Below are 26007 nucleotides of genomic sequence, written 5' to 3' on the forward strand. Positions count from 1 at the left end.
CGTCGACCCGGCAGCGGTCGCGGTCGGCGCGGCGGCGGCTGGTGCCGGTGCGAGGACGCTCGTGAGGCTCATGGTCGCCGCGCTTGCCGCCAGGGCACCCGCAACCCGAGAACGCACAGTGATACCTCCAGCTCACGACTTGCCCGATATGGCACGCCATGTCCAATAGCTGGGCGGAACGCTACCGTGCGTAAGCGTTCGCTTATAAGGAGTGACGCAGCCCACATCGCCTCGGCCGCCCGCGATCCGGAACGAAGTAATGCCTGGTCAATGACCATGCCAGCGTTCACCCGGCACACGGCGGGCCCTCGCCGGCCGCTCCCGCCCGCCCGTCACGATGATCCAGATCACCCGTGAGGTGCTGATCACAGGAGCCGAGTCGATTTGTCGACAAAGTGACTCGGCGCCAAAGCCATTTACCGTCAGGCGTCGAGTGGCAGCCGGACGACGAAACGGCAGCCGGGGCCGGCGTTCACGACGCCGATCTCGCCCGCGTGCGCCTCCACGATGCCGCGGGCGATGGCCAGGCCGAGTCCCGCGCCACCGCCCGGTGTCCGCGCGGTCTCGCCGCGGAAGGCCACGTCGAAGACGCGTGGGAGATCCTCTTCAGGGATGCCGCCGCACGCGTCCGCCACCGTCACGCAGGCGCTGCCGTCGCGGACCTCGCCGATGATCTCGATGGTCCCGTCGCTCGGCGTGTGGCGGATCGCGTTCACGACGAGGTTGCGCAGGGCACGGCCCAGCTCGCCCGCGTCGGCCTCCACGGGCAGGCCCGCCTGGACGTTGCCGTGCAGCCGGATGCCCTTGGCGCGGGCCAGTACCTCGGCACCCGCGACCGCCTCGGCCACCAGGTCGGCCAGCCCGATCCGGCGCCGCGACAGGCGCAGCGCGCCGGCGTGGATGCGCGACAGCTCGAAGAGATCGTCCACCATCTCGGTCAGCCGGTCGGACTCGACGCGGATGCGACGGTGGTAGGTGCTGACGGTCTCGGGATCGTCGACCACCTCGTCCTCCAGCGCCTCGGCCATGGCCCGCAGCCCGGCGAGCGGAGTGCGCAGGTCGTGGCTGACCCAGGCGACCAGTTCGCGGCGGCTGGCCTCCAGTGCCTGCTCGCGGGCGTGCGCGTCGGCCAGGCGGGCGTACGCGGCGTCCAGCTCGCGGGAGAGCTCGGCCAGTTCGGCGGGGAGCGGGGTGGCGGGGACGGCGAACGAGTCGGACCGCACGGCTTCCAGCAGCACCCGGTTGGCCGCGACGAGCCGGCGGCCCAGCAGGACCGACACCCCGACGGCCACGATCCCGGCGGCGGTCACGACCGCGAGCACCACCGCGAGGTCGTGCTCGTTGATCACCATCATCAGCGCGATCACGATGATGCCGGAGATCGTCGCCAGCACGGTGGCCACCCCCACGACGTTCAGCTGGGTCGCCACGGAACGGCTGCGCAGCTTGTGCAGGACGACCAGACCGCCGGCGGCGACGATCCCCGCGGGAAGCGTCGCGTACCAGGCGATCCAGAGCAGATCCTCGAACCGGATCTTCATTCGCTCTCCGGCTCGTAGCGGTAGCCGACTCCCCAGACGGTGACGATGCGCCGTGGCACGGTGGGATCGTCCTCGATCTTCTCGCGCAGCCGGCGTACGTGCACGGTGACCGTGGAGGCGTCCCCGAACGACCAGCCCCAGACCTCCTGCAGCAACTGGTCGCGGCCGAACGCCTGCCGTGGATGCCGCAGCAGGAACGCGAGCAGGTCGAACTCGCGAGCGGTCAGGGACAGCTCCTCGCCGCCGCGGTGCGCCTCGTGCGCGCTGACGTCCACCACGAGATCCCCGTCCCGCAACACTCCCGTCTTCAGGGGTGCGAGCGCGCCCCGGGCCCGCCGCAGCACGGACTTGACGCGCAGCGCGAGTTCACGCGGGCTGAACGGCTTGGTCACGTAGTCGTCGGCGCCGAGCTCCAGCCCGACCAGCCGGTCGGTCTCCTCGCCCAGCGCGGTGAGCATCACGACCGGCACGGGGGACGTCTCGCGAAGCCTGCGGCAGACCTCCAGACCGTCCATGCCGGGCAGCATGAGATCGAGCACGACCAGGTCGGGGGGATCGCCCTGAGCCCGGCGCAACGCCGCCAGCCCGTCGGCCACGCACTCGACCTGATGCCCGTCGCGGACCAGATAGCGGGCCACGACCTCGGCGACCGTGGGATCGTCGTCGACCACCAGGATCCGGCCGGTGGTGTCGGCGGAACTCACCATCGATACCTCACGAAGTCGTCGTCCTGAACTGGCCGATGCAATCACATTCTCAACGGTACGGCTGGTTTGAGACATTCGCCGTTCCCCGTCACCGCACCGTAAGGATTGGCGATTTAATGGCCGGATGTCTCATTCCCGCCCTGCCTCCTCGCCCGCCACCGCCATCGTGGCCCTGATGGTCGGCGGCGCCGTCGCCACGGTGGTCTCCCTCCTCCTGACCATCGTCGGGGTCTACGAGACCAACATCGCCTCTGAGTTCCGGCACGGACGGGCCTACTTTCTGATCCAGGGACTCGTCGTGGGGCTGGTGACCGGCGCCGGCGTGTTCCTGACCCGCAGCCGCCTGCCGGTGATCCCGCTCGCCGCCGCGGTGGCCGGGTACGTCGCAATGATCGTCGGCGTCAGGCTCGGGGTCTGGATCTACCTCGTGGGCGTCCGAGGCCTCAAGGGGTACGGCATCAGCGACGTGCCGTTCGTCATCGAAGACCTCGCCGCCCCGGTCGCCGCCGCCGCCATCACGGGCCTCCGCGTCCTCACGGCGAACGGGCCGAACCGGCGGCCGGCACCGGCGGCGGGTGCTTGGAACGCGCCACAACCCGGCGCACCCTTGGCGCCTGGCCAGCCAATGCCCGGCCAGCCCATGCCGGGTCAGCCCTACCCGGGGCAACCCACTCCCGGCCAGCCGTACCCAGGCCAACCCGCTCACGGTCAGCCCTACCCGGGGCAACCCACTCCCGGCCAGCCGTACCCAGGCCAACCCGCTCCTGGCCAGCCGTATCCAGGCCAACCTGCTCCCGGCCAGCCCACCCCCGGCGGTTACGGCGCGCCCGGACAGCCATACCCGGGCCAGCCCGGCCCTGGCGGCTACGCCCCACCTGGCCCGCCCGCGCCGGGACAGCCCTATCCCGGGCAGCAGCCGCCTCCGGGAACACCTCAGGGTTGATCTCAGGGCGGGATCGTCCCGCAGGGTGATGACGACCCCCTGACCGGCGCGTACGGTGTGGGACATGGGTCGGACAATTCTGACAATCATTGGTGTCGTGCTCGCCGTATGGCTGCTCATGACGGTCATCGGCTCGATCATTTCGATGCTGAAGTTCTTCTTCTTCATCGGTTTCGTCGCCGTGCTGGTCGTGCTGGCGGTGACCATCGTCGCCAAGATGGCCCGCAGCCGTTGACCAGGAAACGCGAAGAAGCCTGAGCGAACCCGCGAGACCCCTTGCCCCGCGTCCGCCGTGGACCGCATGATGCCTGGACAAGCAGCATAAGCAAGCGGTTACCCCGGCGAAAGGGGCCCTCGTGCCAGGCCTTACCGAAGTGCTGCGCGACCGTGCGCGCCAACAACCCGACCGTGTCGCCTTCATCGCGGGCGAAACGAAGATCACGTACCAGGACTTCGATCGGCGGGTGGACCGGGCCGCCGCCGCGCTCGCCGCGTCCGGCGTAGGCCCCGACGACCGGATCGCCGTCCTCGACAAGAACTCGATCGAGTACGTCGAACAGCTCTTCGGTGCCGCCCGGCTCGGCGCCGTCCAGGTTCCGGTCAACTACCGGCTCGCGCCCGACGAGGTCGCCTACATCGTCAACAACGCGCAGGCGAAGGTCTTCATCGTCGGGCCCGACTTCGTCCCCGTCCTGGACGCCATCGTCGGCAAGCTCCAGCACACCACCCACCTCGTGGTCATCGACGGCTCGGATCACGAGTACGTCGACTACGCCGCCTGGGTCGGGCCCCATGAGGGCGCCGCGCCCGTCGACGACGGCGCGATCGAGCCCACCAACACGTTCGTCCAGCTCTACTCGTCGGGCACCACGGGTCTGCCCAAGGGCGTGATGCTGAGCCACGACAACTTCTCGTCCGTGCTGCCGCTGACCAACGAGATCTGGGGCATCGGCGGCGACGCCGTGCTGATGGTCGCGATGCCGATGTACCACGTGGCGGGCAGCGCGCTCGCGGTGTGCGTGGTCTTCGACGGCATCACCGGCGTCATCATGCGCGAGCCCGATCCCGTGGGCATCGCCAAGGCGATCGAACGCGACCGCGTCACGCACGTCTTCCTCGTACCGGTGCTGCTCCAGTTCATGCAGCTGATGCCGGAGGTGGCGGAGGCGGACATGTCCAGCCTCAGGCTGCTGCTGTACGGGGCGTCACCGATCAGCGAGGACGTCCTGCGCGGCGCGATGAAGATGTTGCCGGGCACGGAGTTCATGCAGGTGTACGGGCTCACCGAGACCACCGGGGCGATCACGTCGCTGCCGCCCGCGGACCACGTCCCGGGCGATCGTCTGCGCAGCGCGGGCATCCCCAACCCGGAGTGCCAACTGAAGATCGTCGATCCGGCCACGCTGGAGGAGGTCCCGCTCGGCGAGGTCGGCGAGATCCTCTGCCGGACCCCGCAGAACATGCAGGGCTACTGGGGCATGCCCGAGGCCACGTCGTCGGCTCTCCTTCCGGACAACTGGTTCCGCACCGGCGACGCCGGCTACCTCGACGAGGACGGCTACCTCTACATCCACGACCGCGTGAAAGACATGATCATCTCTGGCGGGGAGAACATCTACCCGGCCGAGGTCGAGAACGTCGTGATGAGCCATCCGGCCGTCACCGACTGCGCGGTCATCGGCGTTCCGGACGCCAAGTGGGGCGAGACGCCTAAGGCCGTCGTGGTGCTGTCCGAGGACGTCTCCGAGCAGGATCTGATCGCCTACTGCCGCGAGCGGCTGGCCCACTTCAAGTGCCCGACGTCGGTCGAACGCCGCGACGCGATCCCGCGCAACCCGACCGGCAAGATCCTCAAGCGCGAGCTCCGCGCCCCGTACTGGGAGGGCCAGGACCGCGCCGTGAACTGACCGCCCCCCGCCGGGCGGTCCACACGGACCGTCCGGCGATGGTCAGCGGAAGTGGACGACCGCGGCGATGGGACGGTGGTCGGACGAGCGGACGGGCTGGTTCGGCACCTCGCAGGCGATGCCCGCGGTCTTGGTGGCGAAGACGTAGTCGGTCTTCGCCACGGCCAGGCCCTGGGCGTTCTGGTACGTGCGCTCGCCCGTGCGTGCGCCGCCCGCGGTCTGGTCGCACTCGCCGAACGAACGGTAGAGCACGTCAAGGGCGGGCTTGTTCGGCTGCTCGTTGAAGTCACCGCCGAAGACCACCCGACCGGCTCCCGCCAGCGCCGTGATCTTCTGCGTCTGCCTGCGCCGCCATTCCCCGTTGGGCTCGTCGCTCAACTGCGCGGTGCAGAGCCGGAGATTGCTCCAACTCGCGACGTTCCCGCAGAGAGCCGGCTGCCGCCGGGCGCGGGGCGCGGGGAGGTAGACCTTCTCCACACCAGAGATCTCGTGCTGGGAGCCCAGCGCGATCCCGAACTGCCCCTGGCCGTTCGCACACGCCGCGGGCTTGCCGTCGGCGCGGAGAACGGGCGCGAACTGCCAGCTCCAGGTGCCCGTCCCGGCGGCGATCGCCTTGACCTGGCCGAGGCAGATCTCCTGCAGGAACACCGCGTTCGCCTTGATCCTGCGTCCGCTGACCACGTTGCCCTTGAGCTGGGCGGAGACCGTCTTGACCACGTCGGCGGGCTTGGCACCGCAGCGGGGATCGGTGTCGCCGCAGACGTTCCAGTTCAGGACGTTGACCGCCGTCGTCCGCGTGTCCTGGGCCATGTCGGCGGCAGGCGGGCCGGGGTCGTCCCCCTGCTCGATGGCCGCGCCGGCTCCGGCGGTGACGACCACGACGGCCGCTCCGGAGACGGCAAGCAGAGGGATGAGGGCGCGGGGGGCTCGCACACAGGCTCCATCGATGGATCAAGCGGGGAAGATCACGACGAATCTCACCACATGAACCGGCGCCCGCGCTAGAAGAACGACAGTACCCGCTCCAGAGATTTTCACGTTCTGTCCGCATCCCGTAACAGGCTCACCGACCCGAACGCCCGCCCCAGCAGCTCACTGCCAGGACGGGCGCCCGCCAAGCCCAACCGACCGCCGACCCGCCTCTTGCCAAGAACGCACCAAGCCCCGACCGAGCACTGGCCTGGCGCTGAGCCGGGGGCCGACCGGACGCTGGCCGGGGGGCGCTGGGCTGAGCACGTGCCCGGACGCTGGCCCGGACGCTGGCCGGGGGCGCTGGGCTGAGCACGTGCCCGGACGCTGGCCGGGCGCTGGGCCGAACACTGGCCAGCCCCCCGACCGGACGCCGGGCCGAGCACTGGCCAGCCCCCGATCGGACGCCGACCGGACGCCAGGCCGACCATTGGCCGTGCACTGGCCTGGCGCTGGGCCGGACGCAGGGCGGGCGCTGGCCTGCCGCCGACCGGGTGCTAGTCGAGGAGGGTCGTCACCGTGCCGGCGCCGACGGTGCGGCCGCCTTCACGGATGGCGAAGCCCAGCCCCTCGGCCATCGCCACCGGCTTGCCCAGCTCGACCGTCATCTCGACGGAGTCGCCGGGCAGCGCCATGCCGCCCTCGCCACCGAGGTCCACACCGCCGACCACGTCGGTCGTGCGGAAGTGGAACTGCGGCCGGTAGCCGTGGAAGAACGGCTTGCTCCGGCCTCCCTCGTCGGCGGTGAGCACCCGCACCTTGGCACGGAACCGGCTGTGCGGCCGGATCGAGCCGGGTGCGGCGATGACCTGGCCGCGGCGGATCTGGTCCCGCCGGACGCCGCGCAGCAACATCGCCGTGTTGTCGCCGGCCTCGGCGTGGTCCATCGCCTGCCCGAACGTCTCCAGCCCGGTCACGACCGAGCCGAAGCCCTCACCGAGCCCGACCGCCTCGACGTGGTCGCCGACGCGGACCGCGCCCTGGGCCACGACGCCGGTCACGACGGTGCCGCGACCGGTGATGGTGAGCACGTTCTCCACCGGCATCAGGAACGGCCGGTCGAGGATGCGCGGCGGCACCGGCACGTACGCGTCGATCGCGTCGAGCAGGTCACCGATCCGGGCGGTCCAGTACGGGTCGCCCTCCAGTGCCCGCAGGCCGGACACGCGGATCACCGGGACCTCGTCGCCGGGGAACCCGTACTCGTCCAGGAGCTCGCGGAGCTCCAGCTCGACCAGGTCGAGGAGTTCGGTGTCCTCCACCATGTCGGCCTTGTTGAGCGCCACCACGATGTGGCGGACGCCGACCTGGTGGGCGAGCACGATGTGCTCCCGGGTCTGCGGCATCGCGCCGTCCTGCGCCGAGACCACCAGCACCGCCCCGTCGATCTGGGCCGCGCCCGTGATCATGTTCTTCACGTAGTCGGCGTGTTCACCCCGGCATGACCGTACATCCCCAGGTCAGGGCCCCACAAGGGCCGGAACGAGAGAACCGCGCGTGCGATCTTCGTCCGCCGCGACAGCACATTCGGTACCGCTGGACATGCCCGGACACGTGACGGGGCCGTGTGCCTGTGCATGAGGCCGTAGGCCGAGCCGTGTGCGTCTAGCACCACCCGGACCCCCAAGCCGCCGCAGTCAGGCGCACGCCTGTTAGGCCAGAGAGCAGGAAGCCCCGACCCACACGCGGCGGGTCGGGGCTAGGTCGGTCGGGTTACGCGGTCTCGTCGTCCGCCTTCACGCGGGACACGAGCGAGCGCCACGCGTCGCGGGAGAGCGTGAGCTTGGGTCCCTCCGGGTCCTTGCTGTCACGTACCCCGATGTTGTCCGCGAGCTGTGCAACTTCCACGCAGTCAGTGTTGTCTGACGTAGTGCTTCGGGACGCCTTGCGCCACGTCGTCATCGGTACTTCTCCATAGCGTCTTGGATCATCGCTCGCGACGGTCCGGTGGGGGCGGCGAGAACGCCGATACGGTCGTACCTTACTTGGAAGTCCAGGACGTCTTTGGGGTCCGTCACCAGTCCGGCCCCGTGCGGCGTATCGGAGTACGCCATGTCCCGCGCATCCACCGTCAGCAGCTTCAACGAACCGTCGTATCCGACGTGAGCACCGGCCTCTTTCGGCAGGACACGAACGCTGACGTGCGGAAGCTCTCCGACTTCCAGCAGCTTCGCGAGTTGAGCCCGCATGATCTCCGGAGATCCCACGGGTTGCTCCAGCACGACCCAGTTGAGGATCACGGACACCTCCGGCGGGCGTTCCCTTTCGAACACGGCGGCCTGCCGAGATAGGCGGGTTTCGACGGCGCGGTCTAGATCGCTGACGAGTCCGACAGCGAACGCCGCGCGGGCGTATTCGGGCGTCTGGAGAAGCCCGGAAACGAGTCCGATCTCCCACATGCGGATGCGTGTTGCACGCGCCTCTTGCTCCGCGAGAGTGCCGATTCGCCAGTCGCCTTCCTTGCGGTCCTTGGCGAACGACACAAGGCGCGTGAACAGGCGGTCTAGGTCCCATTCGCGGTCGATGATCTCGGCGTGGTCTAGCTGCATGGGAATCTTGCCGGATTCGATGCGTGAAACGATTGAACGGTCTCGTCCGATGATCCGCGCGAGCTGTGCCCCCGAGACCCCTCGTAGGCGTCGTTGTCTGTGCAGTTCAACGGCGATGAAGTCCCACATCGACCGGTCCGGGTCTAGTGACTCTTGGCCTGCCATGCCTCACGCTCCGTCTGTTGCATTTGGTGCATGAACGTAGCGACCTTAACTAGACCGATCCCATTCTGTAAGCCCTGACACAAACATCTCCCCGTGAGGTGGTTCCCGATGGGCACGCACCGGTTCCGCCGTAGGCGGTCGCTCGATCCCCCGCCGACTCCCCCGGAGTCGCGGGCAGTTCTTCGCCCGCCGCGCGTTGTGCGGGATGCTCCGCTGGTTTCGTCTGCTCCCCTGCTCCGGGTGTTGCTCTCGGCGCACGCGGACCGTGTAACCGCTCTGAGGGCTCTACAGGTCGCGCTGACCGACTACCCGCCGCTTGCGTGCGCGCTGGTCGAAGCGGACGGGTACCCGGCGCTGTCGGTGTCCCGCGTGGACGGGCACGGGTCCCGGACGATCAGGTGCGCGTACCTGCGCGATACCGGCGACTGGTGGTTCACGGGGACCGACCGTCACGACCTACCGACGTGGATCGCGCGGACGCGTGACCCCCGCAACGCGGCCCGGGTGGTCGCGCTCGATCTACTCAAGGAGCCCAAGGCATGAACGACAGCGCGCCATGCGCCACGCGCGGCCCGATGTACCGCCCTATGGATGTGCTGTCGGACGTGCTCGACATGTTCGAGTACGCGGCGCGGAAGCAGGTCCACGAGCGCATCGGGGAGGTTGTCCGGATGTTCGTGTACGAGGAGGCGAAGCTGCGTCTTGACGGCTTGGGCCCGGTCCCCCGCGAGCCCGCCTATCTGCTCGTCATCAGCGAGGTACGCGACCCGATCCGCCGTCACCTGTCGAAACACCGCGTCGGCCTGGACCGCGTTGACACGGTCGTGCGGGAGCTGGAGACGCTCGTACACCGCAAGGCACACGCGGGCACGGACGGGCCGTCTCCGGCTCGCTGAGCCGCGTTCCGGGGCGTGTCCACTGCGACCCCGCAACCGCCCCGGAGCGCAGATGGTTCGCCCGCGCGTTGCAGGACGGCCGGACGGCACCCGGAGTACCGGTCCGCGTGCCTCAGAGTTCCGCCAGTACTCCGCGCGGTGCGCGGGCCCCGGGGTCCCCACACACCTCCCCGGGGCCCTTCCACGTCCGGGCCATGTCGGCGGACCCTGAAAGGCATTACGGCGCTCAGAGAGCATCTGAACGGTTTTTCGGTGGGACGCGGCGCGCCATGGCGAGACGCGGCGTGCCGTGGCCATCCGCGCCGAACGACCGAGCACGCCGCGTCCCTGGGATAACGGCGGTCCCACATCCCACTGGGAGGGGACATTATGGTTCTGATTTATCTATGTTTCCCGCGAGTCAATGCGGGGGACCTGTTGTCGCCAGGCCCGGCGCTGAATGATGACCGGTTCATTGACGCCGCCGAGCCGCTCGGCGACATCGCCTGACCATGACCGCCTCGGTCATCGAGATATGGCGGTGGCAGGCACACGAGGACCGCGATTCCTTCCATTGTCTGGGCAACACGATGACATCGGGCCCAAACGGAATGAAAGGGGGCCCTGAGCGGGGAGAGCGACCGGCCGGTTGCTGCACGGCAACGTTGGCACGCGCCGCCGCCGTCCGCCAAGGGAACTTCGTCCAACGGACGTACAGCTCTCGCTGGACAAAAGAAGGTGCAGGTCAGGCGCGTACGACCCGGACGTCCAAGAAGATCGGGCGCTTGGCGGGCATGGTCACCCGGCCGGCCGCGTCGTGCATCTTCCAGTAGATCTTGCAGCGGGTCGGGTGCCTGGCGGCCTGGATGCGGACACGCACGTCGACGAGCTGGCCGGGCGGCGTGGGCGGAATGGACACGCTCCTGGGGGCGGGGCACGGACTCGCCCCGAGCCGGACCATTTTGCGACCCTTCCAATGCACCGTTCCCGAATTACGCAGGCGCCACACCTTTTCGAAAGTGGCGCCCGCCTTGACACGCGTTCCGTCCGGATAGGTGATGTCGCCGACGAATTGCGAGTCGTCCTTGACCTGCGCGTTCAAGGGGGCCAGCTCGTTCGGCGAATTCACCACCGGGCCGCTATTGCGCGCGGCCTTCTCCTCCGGCCAGGCGAGATAGACGGCGCCGGCCGCCACCACCACCGCGGCGGTCGCGGCGACGACGATCAGACCCGCCGGGAACCGCCTCGGCCCCGGAGGCGGCGAGCCAAGGTGCACGATCCGGGCGGGCGCCCCGGTGAGGTCGTCCACGGACGTGCGGTACTCGTCCATCCCCGCGTTCGGCAGCACCATCTCGGCGGTCGTCCGCGAAGAGCCGGACGCGGGCCGCGCGCCGTCCGCCGTGGCGGCCCCGAACTCCTCGGCGTCCTCGGCCGCCTGCACGGCGTCGCGCGCCCGCTGCCAGTGCGCGCGCCACTCACGTTCGGCCTCCTCCGGGTCGCGCCCCAGCCGGTCGACCGCGAGGACCCGGACGAACTCCCAGGTCGTTCCCCAGGTCGGCAGGTTTCGGCCCTGGGCGGCGGCCGCGAGCGAGGACTTCGACGCGGCGGCGCCGAGAGAGGCCATCTCCGCGTACGAAGGGTCGCCGGCCTCCTGCTTCAGCCGCCACAACCGTTCGGCGAGGGCGGCGACGGGTCCCGACGCCGGGTCCGGCCGCCGGGATCTGCGTCCGCGCCGGCCGCCGTCCTGTCCCTGATCAACCGCTGAACTCACCCTTGTTGCCTCTCAAGCCTCGAGCTGCCCACAAGCACCGCAGGATCATGATGACGATACCTGTCAAATCTAAGGCAACCTGGCAGAACCAGCGTGGACGGGTGACATGAACATGTCCTCTCACAAACGGGAGCGGCGTGCGCGAAGAATCACCAAGCCAAGGGCGAGGCCCGCGAACTGGCAGGCGGCTATGGCCAGGACCAGTCCCACCGGGCCGATGCGGTCGGCGAACGTCGCCGTCAGCGCCGCCCCCACCGCCGAGGCACCGATCTTCAGACTCCCCCCGGTCGTGTTGACCTGCCCCAGCCGTTCGGGCGGCGACTCACGCTGCCGCAACGTCAGCGTCGCCGCGAACACCGGCCCCTCGCTGATCCCGGCCAGGAGGAAGCCGAGCATGGCCCACGGCAGCGAGGGCGCCAGCGCGAGGCTGCCCAGCGCCGTCCCGAACGCGGCCAGCCCGGCCAGCATCACCGTCTCGGCATGGCGGGACGACAACCACCGCGCGCAGACCAGCGACCCGATCAGCGACCCGACCGCCATGGTCGCGAGCAGTTGCCCGCCCGCGCTGGGCGCCGCCCCAATGCGGTCGGCCAGCAGCACCGCGGTGACCGCGATCCCGCCGAAGCCCAACCAGGCCAGCGTCGTCGCCGCCGTCAACGCCCGCAGAACGCGATTGTCCACCAGCACGGTCAACCCGCCGACCACGACATCCACCACCCCCCGCGCCAAAACCACCCCACCCCCTCCCGACCCCCCAGCAACGCCCCGCCCCACCGAAGCCGCCCCAGTGGAAGGGCCCGACCCAGCCGGAGGTGCCACCTCGGCCGGAGAGGTCGGCTCAGCCGGAGCGGTCACCTCATCCTGAGGTGCCACCTCGGCCCGAGATACCGGCTCCGCCGGAGCAACCCGCTCGGCCTCGGCGACCCTTTCGGCCGGGGAGATCCGCTCTGCCGGAGAGGTGAGCTCTGCCGAAGTGCCCCGCTCGCCCGGAACGCCCCGCTCGGCTGGCGCAGCCGCCTCAGGCAGGGCGGCCCCCTCGGGCGCGGCGGCCTGCTCGGCTGGCGCAGCCGCCTCGGGCTGGGCGGTCGCCTCGGGCTGGGCGGATTGGTCGGCTTTGGTGGTCGCTTCGGTCGCTTGGGCGGGCTGCTTGGTGTGGACGGTTCGGTTGGCTCGGGTGGGTGCGCGGAACGGGAGGAGCGGCAGGGCGAGGAGGCCGAGGAAGGCACAGACGACGATCGGGATGCCGGCACCGCCGCCGCCCAGCCAGGCGGCGAATCCGGCGGCGAGGCCCGGACCCGCGATGGCCGCGAGGTTGTAGCTCGACGCCTCCAGTCCGTACGCCCGGGTCAGCCGTTCGGCGACCACGAAACGGGGAAGCAGGCTCGTCAGCGCCACCACGATCGGCTCGGTACAGCCGACGACCGCCGCGATCATGAGGGCGAACCCGAGCGGGGCGTCACCCGCGGTCAGCAGGAGCAGCCCGATGGCGATGCCGTAGCCGGCGGTCAGCACGAGGGCCAGCCCCCTGGGCCTGGGCGTCCGGTCCATCGCGTGCCCGATGACCGGGCCGCTGAGGATGTACGGCAGCGTCATCGCGGTCTGCAGGAAACCCGCGGTCGCGGCCTGGTCGGTTCGCGCGTGAACGGCGAGGACGATGGCGGTCGCCGCGCCCTCCGCGGAGACCCGCAGCAAGGTCGCCGTGGACAGGTAGAGCGGGAGCGCGGTCGATCTGCCGATCACCTCTGGATCGTGACATACGGTCAGGGCGCCCAGAAAGTCGGAGACAACCCGATTTAGACTGCGAAACGTGGCACAACCAACAGCGCATGAGCACCGAGTCACCAGTGAGGTAGGGCGGCTGCGCACCGTACTGCTGCATCGCCCCGGCGCCGAACTGAAGCGCCTCACCCCGCGCAACAGCGACAAGCTGCTGTTCGACGCCATCCCGTGGGTGGGGCGCGCGCAGGAGGAGCACGACGCGTTCGCCCAGGCGTTGCGGGACCGCGGTGTCGAAGTGCTGTACGTCACGGAGCTGCTGCAGGACGCCCTGGAGTACGAGGCGGCGCGCGACGAGGCGATCAACGAGGTCCTCAGCGACCACCGCCTCGGGGACCAGCTACGCCGCGTGGTCGAGGGCTATCTGCGTGATCTCGATCCGGAGGACCTCTCCCACACGCTGATCGACGGCCTCGCGCATGAGGAGCTCAAGGCCGGGCACGGCCTGGTCTACCGGCTGATGGACCGGCTGGACTTCGTGATCGATCCGCTGCCCGGCCTGCTGTTCACCCGCGACAACAGCGCCTGGATCGGCGACCGGGTGGCCGTGACGAGCCTGGCGATGCCCGCGCGGCGCCGCGAGTCGGCCCTCACCGGGCTGATCTACAGCCACCATCCGCGCTTCGCCGGCGTGGAGCCGGTCTACGACCGCGCGCTCGAACACGTCGAGGGCGGCGACATCCTCCTGCTCTCTCCCGGCGTGGTGGCCGTGGGCACGGGCGAACGCACCACGCCCGCGGGCGTCGAACGCCTCGCCCGCCAGGTCCTCACCGCCGGTCTGGCGCACACCGTCCTCGCCGTGCCGATCGAGCAGCAGCGGGCGACCATGCACCTGGACACCGTCTGCACCATGGTCGACGTCGACACGGTCGTGATGTACCCGCCGATCGCCCATTCGCTGACCGCGTTCACCGTCACCGCGGCGAACGGCGACCTGCGCGTCTCGGAGCCGCGCCCCTTCCTCGACGCGGCGGCCGAGGCCATGGGCCTGGAGCGGCTCAAGGTCATCGACACCGGGCTGGACCCGGTGACCGCCGAACGCGAGCAGTGGGACGACGGCAACAACACCCTCGCGGTGGGCCCGCGCCTTGCCGTGGCGTACGAGCGCAACATCGAGACCAACGCCCAGCTCGAAACGGCGGGCATCGAGGTCATCCGGATCAGCGGCAGCGAACTGGGCAGCGGCCGGGGCGGCCCGCGCTGTATGTCGTGCCCCATCCTCCGCGATCCGCCGCCGACGATCGGCTGAGCCTGGAACGTGAAAGCCCCGGACGCCTTGAGCGCCCGGGGCCGTTCCACGTTGGAGGCCCGGGCGGTGTCGACGGGGGCACGACAGCGCCCGAGCTTGAAGAGGACCATACAAGGTCGGGGAAAGGTCCGGCTAGCCGGGTATGCCAGATTTGCGAAGGAACTTCTCCCGGCGAGATCGAAGCGGGCCGGTCAGCCGGGAAGGGCCCGCCCGGTCGCCGCTCCATACCAAGGCTCGGTGCGGACCTTGCCCGCCCTGCGTTGCTGCACGTCAGGGTGCTCACAGAAGTCGGGCAACGCGGCGTGGGCCGCCTGGCGCGGCGCCGACCCGTTCACACCCGAGCCCTGCGGCGCCAGCAACTGGGCCCAGACCGTGGTGGCGCCGTCCTCGTGGCGGACCCCCCAGCCCTCGGACAGGGCCTCGACGATGCCGAGGCCTCGGCCGCCCAGCGACGAGAGCGTGCCGGGGCCGCGCCGCGGCTCGGTCATGGCTCCGCCATCACTGACGGCGACCTCAAGCATCTCTCCCTGGTAGGACCAGGTCACGCGGACCTGTCCGGACGGCAGCGCCCGCGCGTGCCGCAGCGCGTTGCTGAGCAGTTCGCTGACGATGACGCTGGCGTCGTCCACGACGGAGTCGAAGACCCCCGAGGCGATCAGATCGGACGTGAGGCGCTTGCGTGCGATCGCGACGCTGGACGGAGCGTGCGGCAGCATGACGACGCTCGATGCCCTCACCTCGCCGTCACCCTCTCCAATCGAACGATCTCTCTTCCGGTATGACCGAAATGCCCATATGAGGGCGCCCGGAAACCTGAGCCGCACGGCCCGCCACTCGCACAACGAGCGACCGACCCTCCGGACACGGGCCTCACCCCCGATACCTGGCGCCGAACGGAACCTCGTTCCCAACGCAACACCAACTAAAGATCTATCCAGCCAACGGAGGATTACTCCTCGCACGCGCGTTTCGTCCGTCACACTGCCGTCACACTGCACTGTCCCGCAGAATCACGCACCTGACCTCCTTCAAGATCACTCCAAGAGTGCGCCAACACAGCCGTTTCGCTTGCCGATGGCCGCTATCGGCCCCTCCACCACCAGCCCGACAGCCGCCCGATCCAGGCGTTGGCTAACCGGCTCAAGACACCCACAAGGCGTTCTGGCAAAACGTCGAGTGAGACACCGCGCAGAATGTCGAGCGAGACGTCGGCCGGGACGCCGGGCAGGACGCCGCTCAGGGCGCCAGGCAGGACGCCGCTCAGGACGCCGAGCGAGACGCCGCACGCAGGACGCCGGGCAGGACGCCGGGCAGGATGCCGCACGCAGGACGCCGGGCAGGACGCCGCGCAGGACCCCGGGCGAGACGCCGGGCAGGACGCCGGGCAGGACGCCGGGCAGGACGCCGGGCAGGATGCCGGGCGAGACGCCGCGCAGGACGCCGGGCAGGACGTCGGCCGAGACGCCGCACGCAGGACGTCAGGCAGGGCGCCGGGCATGACGTCGCGCAGGACGTCCTCGGGCGGGATGCCGGGCAAGGCGCCGCGCGGGACGTCGAGCGAGACGCCGCGCAGGACGCCGCGCAGGACGCCGGGCAGGACGCCGCGCAGGACCCCGGGCGAGACGCCGCGCAGGACGCCGGGCGAGACGCCGCGCAGGACGCCGGGCAGGACGCCGCGCAGGACCTCGGGCGAGACGCCGCGCAGGACCTCGGGCAAGACGCCGGGCAGGACGCCGCGCAGGACCTCAGGCGGGATGCCGGGCAAGGCGCCGCGCGGGACGTCGAGCGAGACGCCGCGCAGGATGTCAGGGAGCGGACTTCAGGACCAGGCGCATGCAGGTGCCGGTCGCTGGTCCGGGGTGGGCCGAGATCGCTCCGCCCTGGGCCTCGGTGAGGCGCTTGACGATATAGAGTCCGAGCCCGATGCCGCCGAAGCGGCGCCTATCTCCGGCCTCGCCCTGGACGAAGCGCTCGAAGATGCGCTCGTGATCTCCCGGGGCGATGCCAATGCCCTCGTCCTGGACGGTGACCACCACGTCGGCGCCCGCCGGCCACACGCGGACCCTGACCGTGCCTCCGTCGGGCGAGTACTTGAACGCGTTCTCCAGGAGCTGGCCGAGGACGATGTCGGTCGCCATCGGATCGCCCGCCGCCAGGGGTAGGTCCGGGGCGATGTCGAGCTCGACGCTGTGCAGGCTCGACAACGAGCGGAATCCCGCCACCACGCCGGTCACCACCCGGGACAGGTCGAACGACTCCATGGTCACGGCGAGCTCGTCGGCGCCCGCCCGCGACCCCAGCAGCAGGTGCTCCACCAGGCGCCCGAGTGACTGGGCGCGTTCGGCGATCGTGGCCACGGCGGACCGGCGGTCGGCGTCGGCGAGCTCGTCCCACCGGTTGACCAGCGTGCTCGCGAAGCCCTGGACGACGGTGATCGGGGTCCGGAGCTCATGGCTGGTGGTCGCCAGGAAGAGATCCTTGGCCTCCTCCAGCGCCTTGGCGGCACTGACGTCGCGGAAGTCGACCACGAGCTCGCCGGTCTCCTCGATCTCCGCCGAGAGCACGTTCAGCCAGATGCCCGATTCCCACTGGAAGGTCAGCATCTCGCCGGGCTCGGGCTTCTCGAACGGCAGCCGATGCCCGATCACGTGCTCGGCGGGCAGCCCGGTGAGCACGTGCGCGGCCGGGTTCCACTGGCGTACGGTGCCGTCGCGGTCGAGCACGGCGATGCCGTCCGCGCTGGAGTCGATGACCGCGCGCTCGTGCGCGCGCTGCCGCACGACCTCGGCGTACGCCACGGCGTTGCCGACCGCCACGCCCGCGTGCCCGGCGAGCAACTCCAGAAGCTCCAGCTCGGTATGGCCGATCTTGCGCCCGGAGAACAGCGCGTAGAGCGCCCCGTACGGCTGGTTCTGCAGGAACGACAGGCCCAGCGCGATCGTGTGCAACCCCGGCAGTTCGGACCAGACGAGATCGCCGAGCCGCCGCTCGCCGGTCGCCAGCATCACGGTCTTGCCCGACCGGAGCAGCTCGCCGACCAGGCTGGAGCGCAGGTCGGCCGAGGCGCCCCGCATGTGGTCGGGCAGCCCGTACATGCTCACCAGGCGCAGCCGCTCGTCGTCGATCCGGACGAAGCCGCCCGCGTCGGCGCCGGTCAGCTCGATCAGCGCGGCGGTGATCCGGTCGAGCACCACGTCGAGGTCGAGCTCGGCGTTGAGGTCGGCGACGATGTCGTTCAGCCGCCGGACGAGCCGCGCGCGTTCGGCCATGTGGTGCTGGGCGACCTCGTCCTCCTCGACCGGGTGGTAGACGCCGACCCAGCCGAGGAGCGCGCCGTCCCGGTCCTGCAGCGCGCTGGTGTCGATGCGGACGTCGATCAGGCTCCCGTCGCGGTGGAACCGGCGGGTGGCGATCGAGATCCGCCCGCTGTCGCCCTCGCCCGCACGCCGCGTCAGCAGCCGTTCCTGGACGGCGTTGTGCTCGGCCTTGAGCTCGTCCGGCACGATCGGCGGCACCCGGCCGAGCACCTCGTCGGCCCGCCAGCCGAACATCCGCTCGGCGGCCGGGTTCCACACCGTGACCCGGAACGAGTGGTCCACGGCCACGATCGCGTCGGCCGCGCACTCGATGACCGCGCGGAGGATCGGGTCGTGGACCGAAAGCTGCACGTCTGTATCGTGCCACCGGATCTTGCGGCGGCGCCGGGCAACCACCGCCGAAACGTTTCCACCTCCCGGCGGAATCACCCGCAAACCTTCGTCGTCCGGACGTTCAGACGGCAGCAGAGTCGATCTTGCCGTCAGATCGTCCGCCGCCGTCCCCGCCCGGCGCGAACCGGCCGATGACGAGCGCGGCGAGCCCTGCGACGAGGAACGACAGCAGCGAGGCGCTCATCCAGCTCTGCGTGCTGAAGCCGACCGCCTCCTGCACGTCCTGCCAGAAGCCCGCCCACCAGCTCACCGTGCCGGGGTTGATCAGCTGGTACGTGACGAAGCCGACCGCCCAGGCGACGATCATCCCCCAGCGCGACGGCGCCGACACCGACATGTCCCACGTGCCCCGCTTCCCCGCGCCGAGGAAGAAGTCCACGGCCAGCACGCCCAGCATGGGCACGAACACCGAGCCGATCAGGGACAGGAAGCTGGCGTAGTCGCCGATGTCCAGCAGCAGGGCCAGACCGGTGATCAGCGCGCCGAGCGCGATCGACAGCACCCGCCGGTCGGCGCGCGGCACCAGGTTCTGGATGGAGACGGCGGTGGAGTAGACGTTGGCGAACGACTGGTCGGCCTCGCGCAGCACGAAGACCGCGAAGAACAGCACGCCCAGCGTCACGCCCAGGAACGGGTCGAAGACCTTGGTCGAGTCGCCGGCGACCAGGGCCAGTGCCAGCAGGCCGAGAATGTAGGCGAAGATCTGGGTCGCCGAGTAGCCCACGGCCGCCGCGCCGAACGCCCCGCGGGCACTGCGCGCGTGCCGGGTGTAGTCGGCCGCCACCGGCACCCACGAGATCGAGACGGCCAGCGCCGCGTCGGCGCCGATCCAGAACCCGCCCCACGACCCCTCGGTCAGGTCCGGCAGCGGCTCGCGCAGCAACTGGACGTAGAAGTAGACCAGCGCGATCATCACCGCGGCCGTCACGTACCGGCGCAGCATCCGGACCGAGCCGAGCGGCCAGATGGTCAGGACCGTGGTGAGCACGCCAGCCGCGATCACGTACGTCCAGCGCGGCACCCCATCCCACAACGCCCGCGCCGCGTCCGCGATGACGATCAGCTCGAACGTGCCCCAGCCGATGAGCTGGGCGATGTTGAGCGCGGTCGGCACGTACGACAGCCGCGCGCCGAACAGCCCCCGCAGCAACACCATCGCGGGCTTGCCGGTGACAGCGCCCGGCGCCGCGGCCAGGCCCAGCATCAGCCCGCCGATCGCCGTACCGACGACCATCGCGACGATGCCCGCCACGATGGACAGCCCCGGCTTGCCGTCGGCGTCCGGGGCTAGCACGGTGTAGGCGCCGGAGAACGCGAACAGGCTGACCCCGAGATTGGCCCAGAAGGCGCCCTGGTCCCAGAAGCTGAGGACCTTGGGCGCGGGCTCGTCCAGGGTGTACGGGACCTCGTTGCGAGGGCGTTCTTTTATGGCAGACGTCATCGTGACACGCTCCCTACGCCGGCATTACCCGGACAGGTTCATGCGGTCGGCGACGCCTGTGCCATGTCGCCCTCTCAGCCCGGTCGGCCCGAGCTCCCGCGGTGGGGTTGGCCTTGAACGGGACGAATCGTACATCGAGGAGCGTAAGTCCGCGAGACCTCAGGCCACGTGCGGCGGCCCGTCCGCACCGCCCTCCATCGGGCGTCCCGCCTCGGCCCAGCGTTTCATGCCCCCGTCGACGTTCTTGGCCAGCCAGCCCGCCTGGTTGAGCGCGACGGTCACCTGAGCGGAACGCGCCCCCGACCGGCAGATCACGTACACGTCCTGGTCACGCGGAATCTCCCCGGCACGGTCACTCAGCTCGGCCATCGAGATGTGCGCGGCCCCCGGCGCGTGCCCGGCGTCCCACTCGTACTGCTCACGGACGTCGAGAAGGTATGCGCCCTGCGGTACGTCGGCCGCGTCCACGGCCGGGACGTCATCCCCGAAAATCATCACGCCTCCATGGAACCGCGCGAGACCCGCCCGCGTCGAATCACCCATGCGGTATCGGACGCTCCTTTTCATGACGCCCGGCCTAGCCATGGTCATGGCGGTGGCGGCCTGCGGCTCCGAACGCCCCTCCACCAGCTCTGGCGAGTCCTCACCCACAACGTCGGTCTCCCCCTCCGCCAGCGCCAAAGAAACGCTGACCGTACGGGTCAAGCCATCCGCCAAGGCCCCCGCCAAGACCTGGACCCTGACCTGCGACCCGGTCGGAGGCGATCATCCGAAGGCGGCCCAGGCCTGCGCGGCCGTCGCCAAGGTCAAGGACCCCTTCCAGCCCCCGCCCACCGGCCAGATCTGCACGAAGATCTACGGCGGCCCCCAGGTCGCCACCGTGACGGGTACGTGGCAGGGCAAGCCGGTCGAAGCCAGGTTCACCCGTGCTGACGGCTGCGAGCTCCACCGCTGGCAGAAGCTGGCCCCGCTCTTCGGCGACAGCCCCCAAGCCAACTGACACCAACCCCGTCAGCCGCCCGCCACCCCGCGAAGCCCTGCCCACCGAGCCCCGCCTACCTCCCAGCGTCTGCCGCGCACCGCCCGGCTCGCGTCGTCTGCCGCGCACCGCCTGGCTCGCGTCGTCTGGCTCGCGTCGTCTGGCTTGCGGTGTCCTTCGTCCTTCTCCGCGGCGGGTGTCTCGCGTTCGGTTATTTGAGGAGGCGCGACATGCGGCGGTCCGCCAGGGGCTTGCCGCCGGTCTGGCAGGTGGCGCAGTACTGCAGGGAGGAGTCGGCGAACGAGACCTCGCGGACCGTGTCGCCGCACACGGGGCATTTCTCGCCGGTACGGCCGTGTACGCGCAGGCCCGTCTTCTTCTCGCCCTTCAGATCCTGGGCCTCCAGGCCGCGTGAGCGCTCGACGGCGTCCCGCAGCGTGGTGACGATCGTGTCGTGGAGGGTCGCGATGTCCTCGTCGGTGAGCGAGGAGGCGATCTTGAACGGGGACATCCTGGCCGCGTGCAGTACCTCGTCGGAGTAGGCGTTGCCGATTCCGGCGATGATCTTCTGGTCGCGCAGCAGCCCCTTGATCTGGGTGCGCCGGCCCTTGACGATCTCGCCCAGCGCGGCGGGCGTGAACGCCTCGTCGAGCGGATCGGGCCCAAGCGCGGCTACGCCGGGAACGTCTTCCGGTTTTCGCACCAGGTAGACGGCCAGGCCCTTCTTCGTTCCCGCCTCGGTGAGGTCGAAGCCGGAGCCGTCGTCCAGGTGCGCGCGCAAGGCCAGCGGGTTCTTACCCCCGGGGCGTACCGGCCTGGTGGGGATCTCGTCCCGCCACCGCAACCACCCCGCCCTGGCCAGGTGAACGACCAGGTGGAGACCGTCGATGTCGAAGTCGAGGAACTTGCCGTGCCGGGCGACGCCGGTGACGCTCAGCCCGCCGAGCGCGGTGATCGGCGGGTCGTACGTCTTGAGCGCGGAGATGGCGAGAACATCGACACGGGCGACCGCATGGCCGACCGCGCGCTCTCGCAGGAAGGTGGCGAGTGCCTCCACCTCAGGTAGCTCAGGCATGTCTCCAGTATCCGTGACATCCGCTGTCCACAGGCCTGTGGATTCCTGTGGACAACACTGTGTGAAACTCGCGATCAACCATGGCGCGGGTGGTTTCCGAGGGCGACACCTCTACGAACACCACCCGAAAACGCCGGAAGATCGCAACAAGCGCTCCTGACAACCTGTGGATAACCAGGGGCGGCGGGAGCCGTTTCCCTGAGCTCGGCCATACCCCGCCTCCCACGGCGCGAGGCAGCGTGGCTGTGACGCGCATCTCGAAATAACCCCTAGGGGGTAGGGGTTGAAACGCTCATCGGGTTATGGCACGATGAGGATCACGAGATACCCCCCTAGGGTAATAGCACGAAGGAGCTGACGACGATGAGCACCGCCACTTACACCGTCACCGGGATGACCTGCGGCCACTGCGTCGGTTCGGTCAAGGAGGAGGTCGGTCAGGTCGCCGGGGTCACCGCCGTCGACGTCGATCTCAAGACCGGCCAGGTGACCGTGACCAGCGAGCGCCCCGTCGACGACGCCGAGATCACGGCGGCCGTCGAAGAGGCCGGATACGAAGTGAAGGTGTGAGGACGTCATGAACACCGCGACCAAGCTGGGGGCGTTCGCCCTGGGCCTGGCCGCCGTCTTCGGAGGGGCCGTCGGGGCCGGGAACATCGTCGGCCCCGTCGGCGCCACGGCGGAGACCGGCGAGCAGGGTGACGGGCACGCCCACGGCGGCACCGAGAAGTCCCCCGCCACCGAAGCGGCGTCCGCCCCCATCCCCGGCGGCCTGCAGATCTCGCAGGACGGCTACACCTTGGTACCCCAGACCACCACGGTCACGCCCGGCGAGCAGACCGACTTCCGGTTCACGGTGAACGGCCCGGACGGCAAGCCGGTCAGCCGGTACGAGACCATCCACGGCAAGAAGATCCACTTCATTCTGGCCCGCCGGGACCTGTCCGGCTTCCAGCACCTGCACCCGACCGAGGCGGGCGGAGGAGTCTGGTCCGTCCCGGTGCGGATTCCCAAGGCCGGTGCCTACCGGTTCTTCACCGACATCCAGCCGACGGGCGTCAAGGAGCAGTTGACGCTGGGCGCCGATCTCACCGCGGCCGGCGACTACAAGCCCGCCGCGCTGCCCAAGACCGAACGCACCGTCAAGGTCGACGGCTACGAGGTCAAGCTCGACGGCGCTCTCGTCCCAGGCAAGACCAGCAAGCTCACCCTCTCGGTGAGCAAGGCGGGCCGACCGGTCACCGACCTGCAGCCGTACCTTGAGGCCTACGGGCACCTGGTCGCGCTACGCGCTGGAGACCTCGCCTACCTGCACGTTCACCCAGATGGCGAGCCCGGCGACGGCAAGACCAAGCCCGGACCCGAAATCACGTTCTACGCCGAAGTCCCGAGCTCCGGTGCGTACCGTCTGTACCTGGACTTCCAGCACGCGGGCAAGGTCCGTACCGCCGAGTTCACCGCGGTCGCCGGCACCGCACCGGCGCAACCCGCCCCGGCCAAGGGCGACCACGACGACGACGGCCACACCCACGGCTGACCGCCGCGACAGATCACGAAGGAGGAGAGCGATGACTTCCGGACCCGCAGCCGGGCAGATCGAGCTGGCGATCGGCGGTATGACCTGCGCGTCGTGCGCGGCCCGCATCGAGAAACGCCTCAACAAGATCGAGGGTGTGACCGCGACGGTCAACTACGCGACCGAGAAGGCCAAGGTCGAGTTCCCCGCAGGGGTGAGCCCGGACGAACTGATCGCCTCGGTCGAGAAGGCGGGCTACACCGCCGAGCTGCCCGCGCCGCCCAAGACGGAGAACGCCGAGGATGCGGACGAGCTCCGTCCGCTCCGGCAGCGGCTGATCACCTCGGTGGTCCTGTCGATCCCGATCATCGCGATGGCGATGATTCCTGCCCTGCAGTTCGACAACTGGCAGTGGCTGTCACTGACGTTGGCGGCTCCCGTGGTGGTGTACGCGGGCTGGCCGTTCCACCGGGCGGCCCTGACCAACCTCCGGCATGGCGCCGCGACCATGGACACCCTGGTGTCGGTCGGCACGCTGGCCGCGTTCGGCTGGTCGCTGTGGGCGCTGTTCTTCGGCACGGCGGGCGAGCCCGGCATGCGGCACGGCTTCGAGTTCTCGATGACCCGGTCCGACGGCTCGATGAACATCTACTTTGAGGCCGCCGCCGGTGTGATCGCGTTCATCCTCGCCGGGCGCTACTTCGAGGCACGCTCCAAGCGCCGCGCCGGTGCCGCCCTGAAGGCGCTGCTGGAGCTCGGCGCCAAAGAGGTCTCGGTCGTACGGAACGGACGTGAGGAACGCATCGCCGTCGACCGGCTCACCGCCGGCGACACGTTCGTCGTCCGTCCCGGCGAGAAGATCGCCACCGACGGCGTGGTCGAGGAGGGATCCTCCGCGGTCGACGCGTCGATGCTGACCGGCGAGTCCGTGCCCGTCGAGGTCGGCCCGGGCGACACCGTGGTCGGCGCGACCGTCAACGCCGGCGGCCGCCTGCTGATCCGCGCCACCCGGGTCGGCTCCGACACCCAGCTCGCCCAGATGGCCAGGCTGGTCGAGGAGGCGCAGACCGGCAAGGCCCAGGTGCAGCGGCTCGCCGACTCGATCTCCGGGATCTTCGTTCCCATCGTGATCGCGCTCGCCGTGGCCACCCTCGGCTTCTGGGTCGGTACCGGCGGCGGGATCGCCGCGGCCTTCACCGCCGCGGTCGCCGTGCTCATCATCGCCTGCCCGTGCGCCCTGGGCCTCGCCACCCCGACCGCGCTCATGGTCGGCACGGGCCGCGGCGCCCAGCTGGGCATCCTGATCAAGGGCCCGGAGGTGCTGGAGTCCACCCGGACGATCGACACCGTCGTGCTCGACAAGACCGGCACGGTCACCACCGGGCGCATGGCGCTGGTCGACGTCGTCACCGCCGAAGGCGTGGACGCCGACGAGGTGCTCCGCCTGGCCGGCGCCCTGGAGGACGCCTCCGAGCACCCGATCGCGCAGGCCATCGCCAAGGGCGCGACCGAACGCGTAGGCACGCTCGCCACGGTCGAGGACTTCGCCAACATCGAAGGCCTGGGCGTCCAGGGCGTGGTCGACGGACACGGCGTCCTCGTGGGCCGGCCGCAACTCCTGGCGGAGTGGTCACAACACCTGCCCTCCGACTTGGAGGAGGCGATGACCACGGCGCAGGCGCTCGGCCACACCGCGGTCGCGGTGGGCTGGGACGGCGCGGCCCGAGCCGTGATCACGGTCGCGGACCAGGTCAAGCCCACCTCCGCCGAGGCGATCGGGCAGTTCAAGGCCCTCGGGCTGCGGCCCGTCCTCCTCACCGGCGACAACGAGACGGTCGCCCGCACGGTGGCCGACGCCGTCGGCATCGAGGAGGTCATCGCCGAGGTACTGCCCCAGGACAAGGTGGACGTGGTCAAGCGCCTCCAGTCCGAAGGGCACACCGTCGCGATGGTCGGCGACGGCGTCAACGACGCCGCCGCGCTCGCCCAGGCCGATCTCGGCCTCGCCATGGGTACCGGCACCGACGTGGCCATCGAGGCCTCCGACCTGACGCTGGTCCGCGGCGACCTGCGCGCCGCGGCCGACGCCATCCGGTTGTCACGCCGCACGCTGGCCACCATCAAGGGCAACCTGTTCTGGGCGTTCGCCTACAACCTGGCCGCCATCCCCCTGGCAGCGGCCGGCCTGCTCACCCCGATGATCGCCGGTGGCGCGATGGCGTTCTCCTCCGTCTTCGTCGTCACCAACAGCCTCCGCCTCCGCCGCTTCAAGCCGCTGAGCACCGGCGCCGCCCCGGCCACCGGGTCCCAGACCCCGGCCAAGCAGGCAGTCGCCGCCTGAGGCAAGGGGCCGTGCCCTCCCTACCGGGGAGAGCACGGCCCCAGCCGTCAGCGCTGCCTCGGTACCAGAGAACCCCGAGGCAGCACCTTGACGTGCAGGCCGTCACAGTGCGGGCACCGCGGCTCCGCCCACGGCGGCTGGCTCGCCATCCCGGCATGGAACCAGGCGACGGCGTCACCGCCGTGCCCGTCGTCGGCGTGACGCGCCTCGTACTCTTCGTCGTATGGCCGGAGACAGTCGAGGCAGTAGAAGTACCACCGCTCCTTGATGACCTGAATCTCCCGAGTTCGCATGCGAATCCCGTTCCTGCTCATCTACGGACGAATGGATCGCGTCGAAGCGCCACGTGACCTACGTCCGGGAGATGTTCAGCGCGATAAGCAGGCACGCCCCTGGCGTCCGACTTGACTGCCGGACATGCACCCGGGGACCCACAGCCCGCCGGACGACGCCTCTCACAGCAAGCGGCGGACCCCCTGAGACATACGAAGGA

At 70.1% G+C, this 26007-nt stretch carries 24 protein-coding genes, 1 pseudogene and 1 riboswitch; of the genes and pseudogenes, 10 read left to right on the forward strand and 15 right to left on the reverse strand.

The features are described 5' to 3' along the window. Positions 1-422 precede the first annotated feature (422 nt). A complete protein-coding gene (locus tag ABD333_RS29775; RefSeq protein ID WP_344545843.1) occupies positions 423-1541 on the reverse strand; it encodes a sensor histidine kinase in 1119 nt (372 codons plus the stop codon). After that, the gene (locus tag ABD333_RS29780) at positions 1538-2248 is read right to left on the reverse strand and encodes a response regulator (RefSeq protein ID WP_344545844.1); all 711 of its coding nucleotides are present in this window, start codon (positions 2246-2248) and stop codon (positions 1538-1540) included. Before ABD333_RS29780 ends, ABD333_RS29775 begins: the two co-directional genes overlap by 4 nt. Positions 2249-2372: 124 nt before the next feature. On the opposite strand from ABD333_RS29780, the gene ABD333_RS29785 reads away from it, so the two are divergent. The 3 genes from ABD333_RS29785 (at position 2373) to ABD333_RS29795 (ending at position 5098) form a co-directional block, all read left to right on the forward strand. Further along, positions 2373-3191 (forward strand): hypothetical protein, encoded by an 819-nt coding sequence (locus ABD333_RS29785; RefSeq protein WP_344545845.1) that lies wholly within the window; start codon positions 2373-2375, stop codon positions 3189-3191. Positions 3192-3255: 64 nt separating this feature from the next. Next, positions 3256-3426, forward strand: a complete 171-nt coding sequence (locus ABD333_RS29790) for a hypothetical protein (protein WP_344545846.1) — start codon at positions 3256-3258, stop codon at positions 3424-3426. 121 nt (positions 3427-3547) lie between these two features. Continuing rightward, positions 3548-5098 carry a long-chain-fatty-acid--CoA ligase gene (locus ABD333_RS29795; RefSeq protein ID WP_344545847.1) on the forward strand — a complete coding sequence of 517 codons (1551 nt, stop codon included), beginning with the start codon at positions 3548-3550 and terminating at the stop codon, positions 5096-5098. Positions 5099-5140: 42 nt separating this feature from the next. On the opposite strand, the gene ABD333_RS29800 is transcribed toward ABD333_RS29795, so the two are convergent. The 4 genes and pseudogenes from ABD333_RS29800 to ABD333_RS29815 form a co-directional block, all read right to left on the reverse strand. Further along, the gene (locus ABD333_RS29800) at positions 5141-6031 is read right to left on the reverse strand and encodes an endonuclease/exonuclease/phosphatase family protein (protein WP_344545848.1); all 891 of its coding nucleotides are present in this window, start codon (positions 6029-6031) and stop codon (positions 5141-5143) included. A 533-nt stretch (positions 6032-6564) separates the two neighbouring features. Then, positions 6565-7509, reverse strand: a pseudogene (locus tag ABD333_RS29805) (elongation factor Tu); the annotation flags it as partial. Positions 7510-7780: 271 nt separating this feature from the next. Continuing rightward, positions 7781-7969, reverse strand: a complete 189-nt coding sequence (locus ABD333_RS29810) for a DUF397 domain-containing protein (RefSeq protein WP_344545849.1) — start codon at positions 7967-7969, stop codon at positions 7781-7783. Then, on the reverse strand, positions 7966-8745 hold the full coding sequence (locus ABD333_RS29815; RefSeq protein WP_344545850.1) for a helix-turn-helix domain-containing protein: 780 nt from the start codon (positions 8743-8745) through the stop codon (positions 7966-7968). The genes ABD333_RS29810 and ABD333_RS29815 overlap by 4 nt, the downstream gene beginning before the upstream one ends. 276 nt (positions 8746-9021) lie before the next feature. Here ABD333_RS29815 and ABD333_RS29820 point away from each other — a divergent pair, with 276 nt between their 5' ends. Together ABD333_RS29820 and ABD333_RS29825 are read left to right on the forward strand one after the other, a co-directional pair. Next, entirely contained in the window at positions 9022-9324 is a 303-nt protein-coding gene (locus tag ABD333_RS29820) for a hypothetical protein (protein ID WP_344545851.1), read from the forward strand. Beyond that, complete coding sequence (locus tag ABD333_RS29825; RefSeq protein ID WP_344545852.1) at positions 9321-9677, forward strand: hypothetical protein; 357 nt, start codon at positions 9321-9323, stop codon at positions 9675-9677. The genes ABD333_RS29820 and ABD333_RS29825 overlap by 4 nt, the downstream gene beginning before the upstream one ends. 724 nt (positions 9678-10401) lie before the next feature. On the opposite strand, the gene ABD333_RS29830 is transcribed toward ABD333_RS29825, so the two are convergent. After that, positions 10402-11427, reverse strand: a complete 1026-nt coding sequence (locus ABD333_RS29830) for an NBR1-Ig-like domain-containing protein (protein ID WP_344545853.1) — start codon at positions 11425-11427, stop codon at positions 10402-10404. Between the two features lie 120 nt (positions 11428-11547). Continuing rightward, positions 11548-13167: an MFS transporter gene (locus tag ABD333_RS29835; RefSeq protein ID WP_344545854.1), complete on the reverse strand. Its 1620-nt coding sequence runs from the start codon at positions 13165-13167 to the stop codon at positions 11548-11550. Between the two features lie 67 nt (positions 13168-13234). On the opposite strand from ABD333_RS29835, the gene ABD333_RS29840 reads away from it, so the two are divergent. Then, entirely contained in the window at positions 13235-14452 is a 1218-nt protein-coding gene (locus tag ABD333_RS29840; RefSeq protein ID WP_344545855.1) for an arginine deiminase, read from the forward strand. A gap of 191 nt (positions 14453-14643) precedes the next feature. Here ABD333_RS29840 and ABD333_RS29845 read toward each other — a convergent pair whose 3' ends face one another. From ABD333_RS29845 to ABD333_RS29865, 5 genes are all read right to left on the reverse strand, one after another. After that, the gene (locus tag ABD333_RS29845; protein WP_344545856.1) at positions 14644-15189 is read right to left on the reverse strand and encodes an ATP-binding protein; all 546 of its coding nucleotides are present in this window, start codon (positions 15187-15189) and stop codon (positions 14644-14646) included. Positions 15190-15533: 344 nt separating this feature from the next. Beyond that, positions 15534-16217, reverse strand: coding sequence for a hypothetical protein (locus tag ABD333_RS29850; protein WP_344545857.1), 684 nt, complete (start codon positions 16215-16217; stop codon positions 15534-15536). 40 nt (positions 16218-16257) lie between these two features. Then, positions 16258-18120 (reverse strand): sensor histidine kinase, encoded by a 1863-nt coding sequence (locus ABD333_RS29855; RefSeq protein WP_344545858.1) that lies wholly within the window; start codon positions 18118-18120, stop codon positions 16258-16260. 103 nt (positions 18121-18223) lie between these two features. Next, a complete protein-coding gene (locus ABD333_RS29860) occupies positions 18224-19603 on the reverse strand; it encodes a purine-cytosine permease family protein (protein ID WP_344545859.1) in 1380 nt (459 codons plus the stop codon). Continuing rightward, positions 19596-19713, reverse strand: a riboswitch (TPP riboswitch). Its footprint overlaps the gene before it by 8 nt. A gap of 49 nt (positions 19714-19762) precedes the next feature. After that, complete coding sequence (locus ABD333_RS29865) at positions 19763-20095, reverse strand: rhodanese-like domain-containing protein (RefSeq protein ID WP_344546240.1); 333 nt, start codon at positions 20093-20095, stop codon at positions 19763-19765. A gap of 73 nt (positions 20096-20168) precedes the next feature. Here ABD333_RS29865 and ABD333_RS29870 point away from each other — a divergent pair, with 73 nt between their 5' ends. Next, a complete protein-coding gene (locus ABD333_RS29870; RefSeq protein ID WP_344545860.1) occupies positions 20169-20603 on the forward strand; it encodes an SSI family serine proteinase inhibitor in 435 nt (144 codons plus the stop codon). Between the two features lie 190 nt (positions 20604-20793). Here ABD333_RS29870 and ABD333_RS29875 read toward each other — a convergent pair whose 3' ends face one another. Then, positions 20794-21657 carry an Fpg/Nei family DNA glycosylase gene (locus tag ABD333_RS29875; RefSeq protein ID WP_344545861.1) on the reverse strand — a complete coding sequence of 288 codons (864 nt, stop codon included), beginning with the start codon at positions 21655-21657 and terminating at the stop codon, positions 20794-20796. A 363-nt stretch (positions 21658-22020) separates the two neighbouring features. Between ABD333_RS29875 and ABD333_RS29880 the strand changes: the two genes are divergently transcribed. The 3 genes from ABD333_RS29880 to ABD333_RS29890 are packed head-to-tail and all read left to right on the forward strand — an operon-like array spanning position 22021 to position 25514. Continuing rightward, positions 22021-22227: a heavy-metal-associated domain-containing protein gene (locus tag ABD333_RS29880; RefSeq protein WP_344545862.1), complete on the forward strand. Its 207-nt coding sequence runs from the start codon at positions 22021-22023 to the stop codon at positions 22225-22227. A 7-nt stretch (positions 22228-22234) separates the two neighbouring features. Next, positions 22235-23194 carry a hypothetical protein gene (locus ABD333_RS29885; protein ID WP_344545863.1) on the forward strand — a complete coding sequence of 320 codons (960 nt, stop codon included), beginning with the start codon at positions 22235-22237 and terminating at the stop codon, positions 23192-23194. Between the two features lie 31 nt (positions 23195-23225). Further along, positions 23226-25514, forward strand: a complete 2289-nt coding sequence (locus ABD333_RS29890) for a heavy metal translocating P-type ATPase (protein WP_344545864.1) — start codon at positions 23226-23228, stop codon at positions 25512-25514. Positions 25515-25561: 47 nt separating this feature from the next. Here the strand turns inward: ABD333_RS29890 and ABD333_RS29895 are convergent, their stop codons facing one another. Then, a complete protein-coding gene (locus ABD333_RS29895) occupies positions 25562-25807 on the reverse strand; it encodes a hypothetical protein (protein WP_344545865.1) in 246 nt (81 codons plus the stop codon). Between the last annotated feature and the right edge of the window lie 200 nt (positions 25808-26007).

This window comes from Actinomadura fulvescens, assembly GCF_039533225.1.
GTDB classification, from domain to species: Bacteria; Actinomycetota; Actinomycetes; order Streptosporangiales; family Streptosporangiaceae; genus Spirillospora; species Spirillospora fulvescens.